The 15,898-nt window shown below is 64.3% G+C and carries 17 protein-coding genes; 8 read left to right on the top strand and 9 right to left on the bottom strand.

Going from position 1 to position 15,898, the window contains the following annotated elements:
- Positions 1 to 20 precede the first annotated feature (20 nt).
- The 6 genes from GNX71_RS19050 to GNX71_RS19025 are packed head-to-tail and all read right to left on the bottom strand — an operon-like array spanning position 21 to position 3,481.
- Positions 21 to 611, bottom strand: coding sequence for a TIGR00730 family Rossman fold protein (locus GNX71_RS19050; RefSeq protein WP_206173770.1), 591 nt, complete (start codon positions 609 to 611; stop codon positions 21 to 23).
- A 31-nt stretch (positions 612 to 642) separates the two neighbouring features.
- Positions 643 to 1,050: a diacylglycerol kinase gene (locus GNX71_RS19045; protein ID WP_206173769.1), complete on the bottom strand. Its 408-nt coding sequence runs from the start codon at positions 1,048 to 1,050 to the stop codon at positions 643 to 645.
- Positions 1,047 to 1,616 carry an RDD family protein gene (locus tag GNX71_RS19040; protein WP_206173768.1) on the bottom strand — a complete coding sequence of 190 codons (570 nt, stop codon included), beginning with the start codon at positions 1,614 to 1,616 and terminating at the stop codon, positions 1,047 to 1,049. The genes GNX71_RS19045 and GNX71_RS19040 overlap by 4 nt, the downstream gene beginning before the upstream one ends.
- A 13-nt stretch (positions 1,617 to 1,629) precedes the next feature.
- A complete protein-coding gene (locus GNX71_RS19035) occupies positions 1,630 to 2,481 on the bottom strand; it encodes a DUF3106 domain-containing protein (RefSeq protein ID WP_206173767.1) in 852 nt (283 codons plus the stop codon).
- A 14-nt stretch (positions 2,482 to 2,495) separates the two neighbouring features.
- A complete protein-coding gene (locus tag GNX71_RS19030) occupies positions 2,496 to 2,918 on the bottom strand; it encodes a DUF3619 family protein (RefSeq protein ID WP_206173766.1) in 423 nt (140 codons plus the stop codon).
- The gene (locus GNX71_RS19025; RefSeq protein WP_013540981.1) at positions 2,915 to 3,481 is read right to left on the bottom strand and encodes an RNA polymerase sigma factor; all 567 of its coding nucleotides are present in this window, start codon (positions 3,479 to 3,481) and stop codon (positions 2,915 to 2,917) included. The genes GNX71_RS19030 and GNX71_RS19025 overlap by 4 nt, the downstream gene beginning before the upstream one ends.
- A gap of 285 nt (positions 3,482 to 3,766) precedes the next feature.
- Between GNX71_RS19025 and GNX71_RS19020 the strand changes: the two genes are divergently transcribed.
- From GNX71_RS19020 to GNX71_RS18985, 8 genes are all read left to right on the top strand, one after another.
- Positions 3,767 to 5,551: an acetolactate synthase 3 catalytic subunit gene (locus tag GNX71_RS19020; RefSeq protein ID WP_206173765.1), complete on the top strand. Its 1,785-nt coding sequence runs from the start codon at positions 3,767 to 3,769 to the stop codon at positions 5,549 to 5,551.
- A 130-nt stretch (positions 5,552 to 5,681) separates the two neighbouring features.
- A complete protein-coding gene (gene ilvN, locus GNX71_RS19015) occupies positions 5,682 to 6,173 on the top strand; it encodes an acetolactate synthase small subunit (RefSeq protein ID WP_013540983.1) in 492 nt (163 codons plus the stop codon).
- Between the two features lie 53 nt (positions 6,174 to 6,226).
- Entirely contained in the window at positions 6,227 to 6,490 is a 264-nt protein-coding gene (locus tag GNX71_RS19010) for a DUF4282 domain-containing protein (protein WP_042579951.1), read from the top strand.
- 54 nt (positions 6,491 to 6,544) lie between these two features.
- The gene (gene ilvC, locus GNX71_RS19005; RefSeq protein WP_042579952.1) at positions 6,545 to 7,561 is read left to right on the top strand and encodes a ketol-acid reductoisomerase; all 1,017 of its coding nucleotides are present in this window, start codon (positions 6,545 to 6,547) and stop codon (positions 7,559 to 7,561) included.
- 184 nt (positions 7,562 to 7,745) lie between these two features.
- Positions 7,746 to 8,570: a CDP-diacylglycerol--serine O-phosphatidyltransferase gene (gene pssA / locus GNX71_RS19000; protein WP_093432073.1), complete on the top strand. Its 825-nt coding sequence runs from the start codon at positions 7,746 to 7,748 to the stop codon at positions 8,568 to 8,570.
- Between the two features lie 185 nt (positions 8,571 to 8,755).
- Positions 8,756 to 10,459, top strand: coding sequence for a 2-isopropylmalate synthase (gene leuA, locus GNX71_RS18995; protein ID WP_206173764.1), 1,704 nt, complete (start codon positions 8,756 to 8,758; stop codon positions 10,457 to 10,459).
- A 62-nt stretch (positions 10,460 to 10,521) separates the two neighbouring features.
- Positions 10,522 to 12,060, top strand: coding sequence for a 2-isopropylmalate synthase (locus GNX71_RS18990; protein WP_206173763.1), 1,539 nt, complete (start codon positions 10,522 to 10,524; stop codon positions 12,058 to 12,060).
- A 117-nt stretch (positions 12,061 to 12,177) separates the two neighbouring features.
- Complete coding sequence (locus tag GNX71_RS18985; RefSeq protein ID WP_206173762.1) at positions 12,178 to 13,395, top strand: serine hydrolase; 1,218 nt, start codon at positions 12,178 to 12,180, stop codon at positions 13,393 to 13,395.
- Positions 13,396 to 13,477: 82 nt separating this feature from the next.
- Here the strand turns inward: GNX71_RS18985 and GNX71_RS18980 are convergent, their stop codons facing one another.
- From GNX71_RS18980 to aat, 3 genes are read right to left on the bottom strand one after another with little or no spacing between them, the layout of a single operon-like run.
- A complete protein-coding gene (locus tag GNX71_RS18980) occupies positions 13,478 to 14,308 on the bottom strand; it encodes an IclR family transcriptional regulator (RefSeq protein WP_206173761.1) in 831 nt (276 codons plus the stop codon).
- Positions 14,309 to 14,338: 30 nt separating this feature from the next.
- A complete protein-coding gene (locus GNX71_RS18975) occupies positions 14,339 to 15,088 on the bottom strand; it encodes an arginyltransferase (RefSeq protein ID WP_206173760.1) in 750 nt (249 codons plus the stop codon).
- Entirely contained in the window at positions 15,085 to 15,840 is a 756-nt protein-coding gene (gene aat / locus GNX71_RS18970) for a leucyl/phenylalanyl-tRNA--protein transferase (RefSeq protein ID WP_206173759.1), read from the bottom strand. Before aat ends, GNX71_RS18975 begins: the two co-directional genes overlap by 4 nt.
- Positions 15,841 to 15,898 lie beyond the last annotated feature (58 nt).

Genomic DNA, 15,898 nt, shown 5'->3' with positions numbered 1-15,898 from the left:
TTTTTCTTTCGAGACGGGCGTCAGAGGTTTTCCGACAGCCTGTCTTCGCGCGGATGGAGCGGCACCTCGGCGCGCAGCGTAGTGAGCAGTTCGGTGGCGTCTGTGCCGGTGCGGATCAGCTGCATCTGCCAGTCGCCCATGAAGCCCTCGCGCACGCTGTGGGTGAGAAAGTCGAGCAGCTTGTCGTAGTAGCCGGCGGTGTTGAGGATGCCGGTCGGCTTGTCGTGGTAGCCGAGCTGGCGCCAGGTCCAGATCTCGAACAGTTCCTCGAAGGTGCCGATGCCGCCCGGCAGGGCGATGAAGGCGTCGGCGCGCTCGCCCATCATGGCTTTGCGCTCGTGCATGGTGTCCACCACGTGCAGTTCGTCGCAGAGGGGGTTGGCCAGTTCCTTGTCGACCAGGGCCTTGGGGATGATGCCGACGACGCGGCCGCCGGCCAGGCGGGTGGCTTCGGCCACCGTGCCCATCAGGCCGGTGCGGCCGCCGCCGTAGACCAGCTGGCCACCATGCTGGCCGATCCATTGGCCGACAGCCTTGGCGGCCTCGGAAAACTCGGGACGCTCGCCGGGGCGCGAGCCGCAATACACACAGATCGAAAATTCAGGATTCATCCCGCCATCATGCCTCGGGATGCGTGCCCGCTCATGACACGAAGCGCGTCCACAACGCCGCCGCCCAGATGCCGCCGCACAGGGTGAGCGAGAGCAGCACTGCGGCGCTGCCCATGTCCTTGGCGCGCTTGGAGAGGTCGTGCCATTCGGGGCCGATGCGGTCGATGGCGGCCTCCACGGCGGTGTTGAGCAGCTCCACGATCATCACCAGGATCGCGCTGCCGGCGAGCAGCGCCACCTCGACCCAGCTGCGGCCGAGCCAGAAGGCGGCCGGGATCATCACGATCGACAGGATCGCTTCCTGCCGGAAGGCGGGCTCGCTCCAGCCGGCGCGAAGCCCGTGGAGCGAGATCAGCGTGGCATGAAAGACGCGCTCGAAGCCCTTGCGGGCCTTCTGCGGATTGACCGCGGGGTCGGGAAGCTCGGGCAGGGCACTCATCGGCGGCTCATGGGCTTGGAGGTGATGAGCCGCGTACCGGCCCAGGCGTCATGCCAGAACTGGCGATCGGGGTGAAAACGTGCGAGCACGGCCCAGATGGCGATCCAGCCAAGCAGCAGGACCATCGTTTCGACCACCGGCACGCCCAGCAGGGGATGAAGTGCCAGCGGAGGCAGAAGCCAGATCCAGCTCAGGATGTAGCGCAGGAAGGCGCGCGATTGCGTCAGTGGGCGGCCTTGCCGGTCCACGATGCGGATGTTCCAGGTTTTCATGCCCAGCGTCTGGCCCTTGGACCAGAACCAGACGAAATACATGCCGAACACCACGAAGAGATAGGCCAGCAGCAGCGGACGGCGTGTCTCATCCACGGCATTGCGCATCTGGCTGAGGGCACTGAAAAGCCAGCCAGCCGTCATTGCCACGGCGAACAGCAGCATGCCTTCGTAGAGCCAGCAGGCCATCCGGCGCCACAGGCCGGGCACTGTCGAAGCAGGAGCGTTGGGTGTCGGTGCGTCAGGCAAGACAGGCTGATCGGGCCCCGAAGCCTCGGGAGAACTGGAAACCATCGAAGCCTTGGTGTCAGGGGGCGGCGGGGGCCTGCTCGCTCGCCGTGGGAGTCGGCGAGGGCGCCGGGACTTGCGCCTCGGCGGGCACTGGCGGCGAGGTGACGTTGATGGGGGCAGGCGCAGGCACCATCGTCGGAGTTGCCGCGATGGCCGCGGCGGTCGCGCGTTCCGGTGGCGTTGTCACCAGAACGGCCGTAGCGGCGGCCGGTGGCGTCGGCAAGGGCGCGAGCACGATGCGGGGCGTGTGCTGGCCAGGCGGTGTAACGGCCGGCACCGGCACGAGCTTTTGCGACGAGACGGGGCGCACGGGAATGGCCGCACCGCGCGGCTTGGCCGGGGCGCGCTCGGCGAGCTTGCGCTTTTCTTCCTCGCTCAAGGCCTGGTATTGCTCCCATTTGGCCTTGCGCTCGTCGGCCGGCACGCGCTTGACCTCGGCGAAGTTCAAGCGCGCCTGGGCCCGCTGCTGATTGCTCAGGGCGGCCCACTCGATCATGCGGCTGTGCAGGGTGACTTGATCATCCGCCGACATGTTCGCGAAGTTTCGTGACAGTGCCAGCCACTTGCGTTTTTGCCCGGTGTTCATCGTGGTCCAGTGCGGGACCAGGGGCTTGAGGGCCTGCTGCTGTTCGGCGGTGAGTTCGCTCCAGAGCGGCTTGGTTGCAGGAACTGTCTTGGTGGCGCCGGCCGCCACGGAACTCGCAACGCCCATCTGGCCGGCCTTGCCGGTCTCGGAAGGCGGCTGGGCGCAGGCGAGCGTCAGGCCGAAGGCTGCGACGGCAAACGCACCCGCCCAAACGAATGCGCCCGCCGTGAGCGGGCGCAAGGGACGGGGGGTGTTCGCGCTGGAATTGGAGCGGCGTCGCATTCGGTCGGTGAGGGTCAGTCGGAGGCGCCGTCGGCCTTCAGGAATTGGGCGAAGCCCGGGTCGGTGTAGGCGGCGGGGGGCAGGTCGCCGGTGAGAAGGGCGGAATCGACTTCGGCCAGTTCGCTGACGCGGTCGTCGTCCTGCATCACGCTGATCGTGACGAGACCGGCCACGAGTGCGATCAGCGGCACCACCGATCCGATGCGGGTCCACCAGCCGCCGCCCAGCGTGAGCGTACGGCCGGACTGCACCACCTCGGGTGCGGTCCGCAACTGCGGCGCCTGCTTGCGCGCGGCCACGGCCTGCGCGCGCGCAACGCGCAGCCGCTCGCCGATGTCGTGCGACAGCTCCTGGTTGCCGGCAGACAGCCGGGCAGCCAGACGCTGACCGAACTGATCTTCGGCGGCGATAGAAGAGGTTGGAACCTTAGTGTTCATAGCGATATTCCCTTGGCCTTGAGCGCCTTGCTCAGAGCGTGAACGGCTCGCGAACAATGGGTTTTGACGCTGCCCTCGGAGCAGCCCATTGCGGCGGCCGTCTCTGCGACGTCCATTTCCTCCCAGTAACGCATCAGGAAAGCCTCGCGTTGACGGCCCGGCAATGCGGCGATCTGTTCCTCTATCTCGTGGAAGACCTGGGCGCGGCGGGTGGTGTCTTCGGCGCTTTCCGTTTCTCTGGAGTCGGTTGGCGAGACGAAGTTCTCCAGAAGATCGAAATCTCCGTCGTCGTCGACCGAGTCGAAGTCGCTCAGGTTCGAGAACAGCGCGCGCCGGGTTTTCTGTCGGCGGAACCAGTCGAGCGTGCAATTCGACAGGATGCGCTGGAACAGCATCGGCAGCTCGTTGGCCGGCTTGTCGCCGTAGTGCTGCGCCAGCTTCATCATGCTGTCCTGCACGATGTCGAGCGCCGCTTCTTCGTCCCGCACGTGGTAGACCGAGCGCTTGAAAGCGCGTCGTTCGACGCTTTTCAGGAAGTCGGAGAGTTCTTGTTCAGTGGCCAAGCGAGAGGGGGCGTGCAAAGGCGCGCCGCGTGGGAAGGGATGTCTAGCGAACGCTTATGGTTTCCGCCGCGGATTATGCCCCGATGCCTTTACAAGCCACCTGAAGCGAATCTGAACCGCCGGGTAATGTCATAATCCGCCCTGCAAGTCAAAAGGCAAACGGGTCAAGGTCCGGCGGAACATCAGTCCGCTCATGGCCATGGCCTCAAGTCCTGGCGCGACCCCACAAGGGTTGGCAAGGGGCACCCAAGGTTTTTCGTTCCCGAAAAAACACAAAGGTTGATCATGGAAATCTCGAAGGCGGAGATCATCTCCGCAGCAGCCGCGTCCTCTGGCGCCGGCAACCCACCGCAAGAACTCATGGGCGCTGAAGTGCTGGTCAAGGCACTGCAGGCCGAAGGCGTCCAGTACATCTGGGGCTACCCCGGCGGCGCGGTTCTCTACATCTACGACGCGTTCTACAAGCAGGACACCATCCAGCACGTGCTGGTGCGCCACGAGCAGGCCGCAGTGCACGCGGCCGACGGCTATGCGCGCGCCACTGGTGAAGTCGGCGTGGCGCTGGTCACTTCGGGCCCCGGCCTGACCAATGCGGTCACCGGCATCGCCACGGCGTACATGGACTCGATCCCGATGGTGATCATCTCGGGCCAGGTGCCGACGGCGGCCATCGGCCTCGATGCCTTCCAGGAATGCGACACGGTCGGCATCACCCGCCCCATCGTCAAGCACAACTTCCTCGTCAAGGATCCGAAGGATCTGGCCATGACGATGAAGAAGGCCTTCCACATCGCACGCAGCGGCCGTCCCGGCCCCGTGGTGGTGGACGTGCCCAAGGACGTTTCCTTCAAGAAGACGCCCTACGCCGGCTATCCCGACAAGGTCGAGATGCGCTCGTACAACCCGGTGCGCAAGGGCCACGGCGGGCAGATCCGCAAGGCGCTGCAACTGCTGCTGGCCGCCAAGCGCCCGTACATCTACACCGGCGGCGGCGTGCTGCTGGGCAACGCCTGCAACGAACTGCGCACGCTGGTCGACATGCTCGGCTACCCGGTCACCAATACGCTGATGGGCCTGGGCGCCTATCCGGCGAGCGATCGCAAGTTCCTCGGCATGCTGGGCATGCACGGCACGATCGAAGCCAACAACGCGATGCAGAACTGCGACGTGCTGCTGGCCGTGGGTGCGCGCTTCGACGACCGCGTGATCGGCAACCCCAAGCACTTCGCGACGAACGAACGCAAGATCATCCACGTCGACATCGACCCGTCGAGCATTTCCAAGCGCGTGAAGGTCGACATCCCGATCGTCGGCGACGTGAAGGACGTGCTCACCGAACTGATCTCGATGATCCGCGAGAGCACCACCAAGCCCGACGCAGGCGCGCTGGCCGACTGGTGGAAGACCATCGAGGCCTGGCGCTCGCGCGACTGTCTCAAGTACGACCGCGGCAACAAGGACGTGATCAAGCCGCAGTACGTGGTCGAGACCCTCTGGAACATGACCAAGGACGCCGACGCGTACATCACGTCGGACGTGGGCCAGCACCAGATGTGGGCTGCGCAGTACTACCGCTTCGACGAGCCGCGCCGCTGGATCAATTCGGGCGGCCTGGGCACCATGGGCGTGGGCATTCCCTACGCCATGGGCATCAAGCTCGCGAAGCCCGATTCGGAAGTGTTCACCATCACCGGCGAAGGCTCGGTGCAGATGTGCATCCAGGAACTCTCCACCTGCCTGCAATACAACACGCCGATCAAGATCTGCTCGCTCAACAACCGCTACCTGGGCATGGTGCGCCAGTGGCAGGAGATCGAATACTCCGGCCGCTACAGCCACAGCTACATGGATGCATTGCCGAACTTCGTGAAGCTTGCCGAGGCCTATGGGCACGTCGGCATGCTGATCGAGCGTCCACAAGACGTGGAGCCCGCGCTGCGTGAAGCGCGCAAGCTCAAGGACCGCACGGTGTTCATGGACTTCCGCACCGACCCCACCGAGAACGTGTTCCCGATGGTGAAGGCCGGCATGGGCATCACCGAGATGCTGTTGGGCTCCGAAGATCTCTGATCTGCGGCGCATTCGCTCTTAACTCTTTACTGACGAATCTATTGCCCGCCGAGCCTGCGCATTACCGTGCGTGGGGGAGGGCGGCGAAAGCGAAAGCTTCCGCGCTGGCGAAAAGAGGAGTCACGCAAACATGAAACACATCATTGCAGTGCTGCTGGAAAACGAGCCGGGTGCTCTTTCCCGCGTGGTGGGCCTGTTCTCGGCCCGTGGCTACAACATCGAATCGCTGACCGTCGCGCCGACCGAGGACGCCAGTCTCTCGCGCATGACCATCGTCACGACCGGTTCGGACGACGTGATCGAGCAGATCACCAAGCACCTGAACCGCCTGATCGAAGTCGTGAAGGTCGTCGACCTGACCGAAGGCGCCTATACCGAGCGCGAGCTCATGATGGTGAAGGTGCGCGCGGTGGGCAAGGAGCGGGAAGAAATGATGCGCATGGCCGAGATCTTTCGCGGCCGCATCATCGACGTCACCGACAAGAGCTACACCATCGAACTCACCGGCGATCACGGCAAAAACGACGCTTTCTTGGAAGCGATCGACCGTAGCGCTATCCTCGAGACTGTCCGCACCGGTGCCAGCGGCATCGGGCGCGGCGAGCGCATCCTGCGCGTGTAGGGGGTGAAGATCCCCTCAGTTCCACGTTTCAAATCAACATGAGGAGAAGGTAAATGCAAGACTTGCTGGGTTTCGAGAAGATGGTGACCCCGATCATCATTCGGATTCTGTACTTCCTCGGACTGCTGGGTGTGCTCGCTGCAACGGTCATCTCGTTGTTCCAGGGCCGCATCCTGGCTGCCATCGGTATTCTTGTATTTGGCGCGATCATGGTTCGCGTCTACAGCGAATTGCTGATCCTGCTGTTCCGCATTCACGACAACCTCGTGTCCATCAACCAGCAAATGAAGGACCGGAATCCCTCCGGCCAACTGTGAGTGAACGCACCCCCGCTCCAGGGGGTGCTCGAGATTAATTAGGAAAGACGCATCATGAAGGTTTACTACGACAAGGACGCCGACCTCAGCCTCATCAAGGGCAAGACGGTCGCAATCATCGGTTACGGGTCGCAAGGTCACGCGCACGCGCAGAACCTGAACGACAGCGGCGTCAAGGTCGTGGTCGGCCTGCGCAAGGGCGGCGCCTCGTGGGACAAGGTCGGCAAGGCCGGCCTGCAGGTCGCCGAAGTCGCCGATGCCGTGAAGTCGGCCGACGTTGTCATGATCCTGCTGCCCGACGAGCAGATCGCCAATGTCTACAAGAACGACGTGGCTCCGCACATCAAGGAAGGCGCTTCGCTCGTCTTCGCGCACGGCTTCAACGTGCACTACGGTTTCGTGCAGCCGCGCGCCGACCTGGACGTGTGGATGGTTGCCCCCAAGGCCCCGGGCCACACCGTGCGCAGCACCTACACGCAAGGCGGCGGCGTGCCCCACCTCGTGGCCGTGCACCAGGACAAGACCGGCAAGGCGCGTGACCTCGCGCTGAGCTACGCCACCGCCAACGGCGGCGGCAAGGCCGGCATCATCGAGACCAACTTCCGCGAAGAAACCGAGACCGACCTGTTCGGCGAACAAGCGGTTCTGTGCGGCGGCACGGTCGAGCTGATCAAGGCTGGCTTCGAAACGCTGGTGGAAGCCGGCTACGCGCCCGAAATGGCGTACTTCGAATGCCTGCACGAACTCAAGCTGATCGTCGACCTGATCTATGAAGGCGGCATCGCCAACATGAACTACTCGATCTCGAACAACGCCGAATACGGCGAGTACGTCACGGGCCCGCGCATCGTGACCGACGAGACCAAGAAGGTCATGAAGCAAGTGCTGCGCGACATCCAGACCGGCGAATACGCCAAGAGCTTCGTGCTCGAAGCCGCTGCCGGCCAGCCCGCGCTGATCAGCCGCCGTCGCCTGAATGCAGAGCATCAGATCGAAGTCGTCGGCGAAAAGCTGCGCGCGATGATGCCCTGGATCAAGAAGAACAAGCTGGTCGACCAGACCCGCAACTGATCCGAGAACCAGAAAGGGTGCTTCGGCACTCTTTTCCCAAGGGCCACCCGTCGCGGTGGCCCTTTTGTTTGTCGGGGGCGCAGCGCCCCCTGAACTACACTGCGAACCATGCGACTCACAGATCAAAATGCTATCGAATGGATAGCTGCTCGCGCAGTGCCCATGAGGGACGGAGGCAATTTCAATGCATGACGACACGCTCCCCGACGATGTGCAGCCGCGCAAGCGTCGCAAGGGCATCTACATCCTGCCGAACCTGTTCACGCTGGCGGCGTTGTTCGGCGGCTTCTACTCGGTCGTGATGGCGATGAACGCGCGCTTCGACCTCGCGGCGCTCGGCGTGTTCGCCGCGATGATCCTCGACAGCCTGGACGGGCGCGTCGCGCGCATGACCAACACGCAGAGCGCGTTCGGCGAGCAGATGGACTCGCTGTCCGACATGGTGTCGTTCGGCGCGGCGCCGGCGCTCATCGCCTATGAATGGTCGCTCAAGGGGCTGGGCCGCTGGGGCTGGATCGCGGCCTTCGTGTATTGCGCCTGCGCGGCCTTGCGGCTCGCTCGCTTCAACGTGAACACCGGCGTGGTCGACAAGCGCTGGTTCCAGGGGCTGCCGTCGCCCGCCGCGGCAGCGCTCGTGGCAGGCTTCATCTGGCTCGTGAACGAATGGGGCAAGCGCGGCGGCGAGGTGCTGTACCTCTCGTGGACGCAGATCACCTGGGTCACGTTCGCGTTCACGCTCTATGCGGGTCTCTCGATGGTGACGAACGCGCCGTTCTACAGCTTCAAGGACGTGCAGATGAAGAAGAGCGTGCCCTTCGTCGTGATCGTGCTCATTGCGCTCGGCATCGCGGTCATCAACATCCATCCGCCGACGGTGCTGTTCGGCCTCTTCGTGGCTTACGGCTTGAGCGGCTATGTGGTCTACGCATGGCGCAGGGCCAAGGGCCAGCCGGTCAGCGTGATCAGCACCTCCACCGAGGAGCCCGACGAGCGCGGCTTGCATAACTGAATGTGGCTTGTGCTACATTCGCAACCCTCATGACCAAGATTTCGCTGCTGGCCCTACTAGCCCTCCCTCACGGGCGGAGACGGTAGCGCACGCGCAAATCCCTCACCACGGCCCGTTCGCACCAGCAACGGGCCGTTTGTTTTTGGGGTTGCTGGTTGAATACCAACCATCACAGAGAAATCGACATGCTCAAGCAACCTCAAGCCAAATACCGCGCATTCGCCCCGATCGGCCTCAAGGACCGCACCTGGCCCGATGCCGTGCTGACCAAGGCTCCGATCTGGCTGTCGACCGACCTGCGCGATGGCAACCAGGCCCTGGTCGAGCCCATGGACATCGCGCGCAAGATGCGCATGTTCGAGACCCTCGTGGCCATCGGCTTCAAGGAAATCGAGGTCGGCTTCCCCTCCGCATCGCAGGTCGAATTCGACTTCGTGCGCAAGCTCATCGAGGAAGACCGCATTCCCGACGACGTGACGATCCAGGTGCTGACGCAGGCGCGCGACCACCTCATCGCCCGCACCTTCGAATCGCTGCAAGGCGCCCCGCGCGCCATCGTTCACCTCTACAACGCCGTGGCCCCGGTGATGCGCCGCGTGGTGCTCGGCATGGACGAAGACCAGATCGTCGAACTCGCCAGCAGTCACGCACGCATGTTCAACGACTTCGCCGCCAAGCAGCCGGCCACGAAGTGGACCTTCCAGTACTCCCCCGAGATGTTCTCGGGCACCGACGTGGTCTTCTCCAAGCGCGTGGTCGATGCAGTCACCGAAGTCTGGGCGCCGACGCCCGAGCGCAAGTGCATCGTCAACCTGCCCACGACGGTCGAGCACTCCACGCCGAACATCTTCGCGGACATGATCGAGTGGATGCACCGCAACCTGGCGCGTCGCGATTCCATCGTGTTGTGCGTGCACCCGCACAACGACCGCGGCACCGGTACCGCCGCTGGCGAATTGGCCCTGATGGCGGGCGCCGAGCGCATCGAGGGTTGCCTCTTCGGCAACGGTGAGCGCACAGGCAACCTCGACCTGGTGAACGTCGCGCTCAACCTCTACACGCAGGGCGTCTCGCCCGAGCTGGACTTCTCGAACATCGACGAGATCCGCGCGACCGTCGAGCACTGCAACCAGATTCCGGTGCATCCGCGCCATCCCTACGTTGGCGACCTCGTCTACACCTCGTTCTCGGGCTCGCACCAGGACGCGATCAAGAAGGCCTTCGCCGCGCGCAAGGAAGGCGACATCTGGGACATGCCTTACCTCCCCATCGACCCGAAGGACGTGGGCCGCAGCTACGAAGCCGTGATCCGCGTGAACAGCCAGTCCGGCAAGGGCGGCATGGCTTACCTGCTCGAGAGCGAGTACGGCCTCGAGATGCCGCGCCGCCTGCAGATGGAATTCATGCAGACCGTGCAGCGCGTGATGGACGTCGCCGGCAAGGAACTCACCGCCGCCGACCTCTGGCAGCTCTTCGTGAGCGAGTACGGCATCGAGACCGCGCAGTCGCTGCAGCATCGCGTGATCGAGGAAGAAGGCGAGGGCGCCAATGCCTCCGTCGTCCTGCGCGGCGACCTGCCATGGGGTGGTGAAACCCGCGCCATCGAAGGCCGCGGAAACGGCCCGATCGACGCCTTCACGCAAGCACTGAGCAAGGCCACGGGCCACACCGTGCGCGTGATGGACTACCACCAGCATGCGATCGGCGCCGGTGCCGATGCGAAGTCGGTGGCCTACCTGGAACTGCGCGTGGACGAAAGCCAGACGCTGTTCGGCGTCGGCATCGACGCCAACGTGATCACGGCGTCGCTGAAGGCCATCGTCTCGGGCGTGCAACGTGCGCGGAGCCGGGGCGCGCACAGCGCACAATCGGTGGTTGAAGTCGCCTGACGTTTCGGGCCGGTTTTGCCGGCCGGAAGCGCGAGGTGGAAACGAACACAAGGAGATTCACGATGGCTGACCAACTCATTATTTTCGACACCACCTTGCGCGATGGCGAACAATCGCCCGGCGCCTCCATGACGCGCGACGAGAAGATGCGCATCGCCAAGCAGCTCGAGCGGCTGAAGGTCGATGTGATCGAGGCCGGTTTCCCGGCCAGCTCGAACGGCGACTTCGAGGCGGTCAAGGCGATCGCCAATGCGATCAAGGATTCGACGGTGTGCGGCCTGTCGCGTGCCAACGACCGTGATATCTCGCGTGCTGCAGAGGCCCTCAAGGGCGCCGCCCGCGGGCGCATCCACACCTTCATCGCGACCTCGCCGCTGCACATGGAAAAGAAGCTGCGCATGTCGCCCGACGAGGTGCACGAGCAGGCGAAGCTCGCGGTGCGTTTCGCGCGCAACCTCGTGAGCGACGTGGAGTTCAGCCCCGAAGACGGCTATCGCAGCGACCCGGACTTCCTGTGCCGTGTGCTCGAAACCGTGATCAATGAGGGCGCCACCACCATCAACGTGCCCGACACCGTCGGCTACGCCATCCCCGAGCTCTACGGCAACTTCATCAAGATGCTGCGCGAGCGCGTTCCCAACAGCGACAAGGCGATCTGGTCGGTGCATTGCCACAACGACCTCGGCATGGCCGTGGCCAATTCGCTGGCCGGCGTGAAGATCGGCGGCGCGCGCCAGGTGGAGTGCACGATCAACGGCCTGGGCGAGCGTGCGGGCAACTGCTCGCTCGAAGAAGTGGTCATGGCGGTCAAGACCCGCCGCGACTACTTCGGGCTCGACCTGAACATCGACACCCAGCACATCGTGGCCGCGAGCCGCATGGTGAGCCAGACCACCGGCTTCGTTGTGCAGCCCAACAAGGCCGTGGTGGGCGCCAACGCTTTCGCGCACGCCTCGGGCATCCACCAGGACGGAGTGCTCAAGGCGCGCGACACCTACGAGATCATGCGGGCCGAGGACGTGGGCTGGGCCGCCAACAAGATCGTGCTGGGCAAGCTCAGCGGCCGCAATGCGTTCAAGCAGCGACTGCAGGAACTGGGCGTGACGATGGCCGGCGAAGCCGACATCAACGCCGCTTTCCTGCGCTTCAAGGAGCTGGCCGACCGCAAGTCCGAAATTTTCGACGAGGACATCCTCGCGCTCGTCAGCGCGGAAGAGCTCTCGAACGTTGACGAACAGTTTGCATTTGTCTCTCTTTCCCAGCACAGCGAAACCGGCGAGCGCCCCCAGGCGAAGGTCGTGTTCACCGTCCAGGGCAAGGAAGTGACCGGAGAATCCGACGGCAATGGCCCGGTTGATGCTTCCCTGAAGGCCATCGAGTCGCACGTCAAGAGCGGCGCCGAGATGGTTCTTTACTCGGTGAACGCGATCAGCGGCTCGACAGAGAGCCAAGGTGAAGTTACAGTTCGGTTACAAAACGCAGGGCGGGTGGTCAACGGTGTGGGTGCAGACCCGGACATCGTGGTTGCTTCGGCAAAGGCTTATTTGAGTGCTCTCAATAAGTTACAGAGCCAAGCTGAGAGAGTTGCAGCGCAAGGTTAGGTTTTCAGGCGTTCCTTGGTATTCGAATGAAGAAAAGGATGCAAGTAACTGATATTGCGTGTCTTTTTTGAATTCGATACACTGCGGTCCTCGTTTGTCGCCGCTGGAGATTTATTAATGCCTGAAGCCCGTCTCCGCCGAGTTTCCAGCCAGCGGTTCCTACCCGCACTCAAATTCATCGCCGTGGCGTTCTGCGCCACGGCGTTTTTGCTGCCTGGCGCCCAGGCCGCGAAGAAAGAAAAGCCCGCCGCCGCCAAGACCGCCAACGCCGCCGCCTCCAAGAAGGCGAAGGGGCCGGTGCCGGTCGAAGTCAAGCGCAATGCGTCGTCCGGCAAGACCGCCGTGGTCGCCAAGCGTGGCGGCCGCGCCGAGCGCAGCGAAAAGGTCGACAAGGTCGTTCGCGGTGGTCGCAACGTGGTGGCCACCATTCGCAAGAAGAATGGCAAGACCGTGGTGGCCGTCCAGCGCCGCTCGGTGGTGCGCGTCGAAGCACCGGCGCGCCAGTCCTTCGGCCAGATGGCCGGCCTGCACGGCACCGACGACGCGCTCGACCTGAAGTCGAGCGTTGCCCTCGTGATCGACCAGGACACGCACGAAGTGCTGTTCAGCAAGAACGATCACGCCGTGCTGCCGATCGCCTCGCTCACCAAGCTCATGACGGGCCTGCTCATCAGCGAAGCCCATCTGCCGAACGACGAACTGATCACCATCACCCAGGACGACGTCGACACCGAAAAGGGCAGTCGTTCGCGCCTGACCATCGGTACGACGCTCTCGCGCGGCGAACTGCTGCATCTGGCGCTGATGTCGAGCGAAAACCGTGCGGCGCACGCGCTGGGACGTACCTACCCGGGCGGCCTCACGACCTTCGTGAGCATCATGAATGCCAAGGCCAAGATGCTCGGCATGAAGGACACGCGCTACGTGGAGCCCACGGGCCTCTCGAGCCGCAACCAGTCGAGCGCGCAAGACCTGGCGCTGCTGGTCAACGCCGCTTACGCCGATGCCACGGTGCGCTCGCTTTCCACGTCGCCTGAATACCAGGTCGAGGTCGGTAACCGCGTGCTGCAGTTCAACACCACCAATCGCCTGGTGAAGAGCCCCGATTGGGAAATCGGCGTGCAGAAGACCGGCTTCATCAACGAAGCCGGCCAGTGCCTGGTGATGCAAGCCAAGGTGGCTGGCCGCAAGCTGATCATGGTGTTCCTGGATTCGGCCGGCAAGTTCAGCCGCATCGCCGATGCCGAGCGCGTTCGCCGCTGGGTCGAGGCGACGCACGCCGTGCCGGGTTCACCGGCTGCTTCGCGCAGCGTGAGCTACCAGGTCGCAGGCTGATAGCAGCAGCACCGCGACAGCGGTCGACAAAAAGAAAGCGGGCTCAAGGCCCGCTTTGTCTTTTGCAGCCCCGCAAAGGGGGTCAGGCGCTCGCTGAAGGCGTGTTGCTTGCCGGAGTGGGTGTCGCAGCAGCCACGCCATCCTTGAACCCCAGCGCGCCCGAGATTTCATTGGCCGTTGCCTGCAGCTTGGGCAGCCAGCCTTCGTCCAGCCGGTCGGCCGGTGCCGAGATCGACAGGCCTGCCACCAGCTTGCCCTGGTCGTCGTAGATGCCGGCGGCCATGCAGCGCACGCCCAGTTCCAGTTCTTCGTTGTCGCGGGCGATGCCGTACTGGCGCGCCTTCGACAGCTCGCGCTCGAGCGCGGGCAACTGCGTGATGCTGTTGCGTGTGTGGCCCGCCAGCCCGGTGCGGGTGGCATAGCTGCGCACCCGTGCCGGGTCATCGGCAGCCAGGAAAAGCTTGCCGGTCGAGGTGAGGTGCAATGCCGCGCGGCCACCGATGGCGCGCACCACCTGCATGCCCGAGCGTTCGCTGTAGGAGCGCTCGATGTAGACGATTTCGTCGCCCTGTCGCATGCTGAGGTTCACCGGCTGCTGCGTGAGCTTGTGCAGCTCACGCATCGGGCCCAGCGCGGCGTCGCGCACATTGAGCCGGCCCTTCACGAGGTTTCCCAGCTCCAGCAGGCGCATGCCCAGCCGGTAGCTGCCCGCCTCGGGCCGGTCGACGAAACGCCCGACCGCCAGGTCGTTGAGGATGCGGTGCGTGGTCGAAGGATGGAGCCCGGTCTTCTCGCTGATTTCCTTCAGGGAGATGGCCTCCTCGCGGGACGCCAGGACGTCGATCAGCGCGAACATGCGCTCGATCACCTGGATCACGGGAACGGCAGGAACGTCGGATTGGTTTTTTCTCATGGCGCTGTGCGGTGATGACCGAGCGCCATTTTACCTTGTGAAATCGCCGGACGGCTGCCAGTGTCCATCCACCAACACTTCGTGCGGAGAAAAGCGCGCCTTGTAGTGCATCTTGGGGCTGCGTTCGATCCAGTAGCCGAGGTAGACATGCGGCAGGCCCAGCTTGCGCGCCTGCTCGATCTGCCAGAGCACGCTGTAGGTCCCGTAACCCGCGCTCGTGTCGGGCTCGTAGAACGTATAGACGGCCGAAATGCCATCGTTCAGCACGTCGAGGATCGACACCATCTTGAGCGCGCCCGCGCTGCCGTCGGCCAGCGTCTCGCGGAATTCGACCAGCCGCGAATTGACCCGGCTCTGCAGCAGGAACTGCGTGTACTGGTCGATGCTGTCGTGGTCCATGCCGCCGCCCGCGTGGCGGCCGTTCTGGTAGCGCAGGTAGAGCTGGTAGTGCTCGGGCACGAAGCACAGCTTGAGCACGCGGGCCTGCAGGTCGGCATGCTGTCTGGCGGCGCGACGCTGGCTGCGCGTGGGCTGGAAGCTGTTGGCCAGCACCCGCAGCGGGATGCAGGCGCGGCAGCCGTCGCAGTAGGGCCGGTAGGTGAACATGCCGCTGCGCCGGAACCCGCTGAGCACGAGGTCGGAGTAGGCGTCGTTGTGGATCAGGTGGCTGGGCGTGGCCACCTGCGACCGCGCCTGGCGATCCGGCAGGTAGCTGCAGGGATAGGGCGCCGTCGCGTAGAACTGCAGCGTGTGAAGCGGGAGATCCTTGAGGTGCGTCACGTCGGTGAAAGAGGTCGCGCGGAAAGGAGTTCGGTCCAGTATACGGGCTCGAATTGCCACCGTGGCCCTTCCTGTTCCCGGGCCTTGGCCACGTGCGCGACAAAGCGCTTGCGCGGCATCTCCTGGGCGCCGAGGCTGGCGAGGTGGGCGGTGTTCTGCTGGCAATCGATCATCTGCACGCCGGCGCGCCGGCACAGGCTCACCAGCGCGGCCAGGGCGATCTTCGAGGCGTCCGGCCTGCGGGTGAACATCGACTCGCCGAACACCGCGCGGCCCAGCGCCACGCAGTAGAGGCCGCCCGCGAGCTCGCCGTCGATCCAGGTCTCCACGCTGTGCGCATGGCCCGCAGCGTGCAATTGCGTATAGGCCTTCACCATGTCCGGCACGATCCACGTACCGGACTGGCCGACGCGCGGGGAGAGCGAGCAGGCCTTGATGACCGCCGCGAAATCGTGGTCGATGCGCACCTCGCAGCCGGGCGTTTCCGCGAATCGGATCAAGGTCTTGCGAAGGGACCGGTGCAGCTTGAACTCGGCCACCTGCAGCACCATGCGCGGGTCGGGGCTCCACCACAGGATCGGCTGGTCGTCGCTGAACCAGGGGAAGACGCAATGGCTGTAGGCCTGCACCAAAGTATCGACGTCCAGCGCGCCGCCGGCCGCAAGAAGGCCCGGCACGGGGTCGGCCACGCCCCAGGCCGATGCCGGGTCGGGCAGGGTGTCTCCGGGTTCGAGCCAGGGCAGTTGTCGCATGGCCGTAGGTATACACGGCTTCGCCCGCATCCCCTGTGGGATGAGGGAAAATGGCGTC

Origin of the sequence: Variovorax sp. RKNM96, from assembly GCF_017161115.1 — a bacterium.
GTDB lineage: Bacteria > Pseudomonadota > Gammaproteobacteria > Burkholderiales > Burkholderiaceae_C > Variovorax.
This window is presented reverse-complemented; position numbering and strand designations above follow the sequence as displayed.

What these genes read in the sequence shown, in the direction of transcription:
- GNX71_RS19050 (WP_206173770.1), bottom strand. Translation starts at nt 611, where the DNA reads ATGAATCCTGAATTTTCGATCTGTGTGTATTGCGGCTCGCGCCCCGGC.
- GNX71_RS19045 (WP_206173769.1), bottom strand. Translation starts at nt 1,050, where the DNA reads ATGAGTGCCCTGCCCGAGCTTCCCGACCCCGCGGTCAATCCGCAGAAG.
- GNX71_RS19040 (WP_206173768.1), bottom strand. Translation starts at nt 1,616, where the DNA reads ATGGTTTCCAGTTCTCCCGAGGCTTCGGGGCCCGATCAGCCTGTCTTG.
- GNX71_RS19035 (WP_206173767.1), bottom strand. Translation starts at nt 2,481, where the DNA reads ATGCGACGCCGCTCCAATTCCAGCGCGAACACCCCCCGTCCCTTGCGC.
- GNX71_RS19030 (WP_206173766.1), bottom strand. Translation starts at nt 2,918, where the DNA reads ATGAACACTAAGGTTCCAACCTCTTCTATCGCCGCCGAAGATCAGTTC.
- GNX71_RS19020 (WP_206173765.1), top strand. Translation starts at nt 3,767, where the DNA reads ATGGAAATCTCGAAGGCGGAGATCATCTCCGCAGCAGCCGCGTCCTCT.
- ilvN (WP_013540983.1), top strand. Translation starts at nt 5,682, where the DNA reads ATGAAACACATCATTGCAGTGCTGCTGGAAAACGAGCCGGGTGCTCTT.
- GNX71_RS19010 (WP_042579951.1), top strand. Translation starts at nt 6,227, where the DNA reads ATGCAAGACTTGCTGGGTTTCGAGAAGATGGTGACCCCGATCATCATT.
- ilvC (WP_042579952.1), top strand. Translation starts at nt 6,545, where the DNA reads ATGAAGGTTTACTACGACAAGGACGCCGACCTCAGCCTCATCAAGGGC.
- pssA (WP_093432073.1), top strand. Translation starts at nt 7,746, where the DNA reads ATGCATGACGACACGCTCCCCGACGATGTGCAGCCGCGCAAGCGTCGC.
- leuA (WP_206173764.1), top strand. Translation starts at nt 8,756, where the DNA reads ATGCTCAAGCAACCTCAAGCCAAATACCGCGCATTCGCCCCGATCGGC.
- GNX71_RS18990 (WP_206173763.1), top strand. Translation starts at nt 10,522, where the DNA reads ATGGCTGACCAACTCATTATTTTCGACACCACCTTGCGCGATGGCGAA.
- GNX71_RS18985 (WP_206173762.1), top strand. Translation starts at nt 12,178, where the DNA reads ATGCCTGAAGCCCGTCTCCGCCGAGTTTCCAGCCAGCGGTTCCTACCC.
- GNX71_RS18980 (WP_206173761.1), bottom strand. Translation starts at nt 14,308, where the DNA reads ATGAGAAAAAACCAATCCGACGTTCCTGCCGTTCCCGTGATCCAGGTG.
- aat (WP_206173759.1), bottom strand. Translation starts at nt 15,840, where the DNA reads ATGCGACAACTGCCCTGGCTCGAACCCGGAGACACCCTGCCCGACCCG.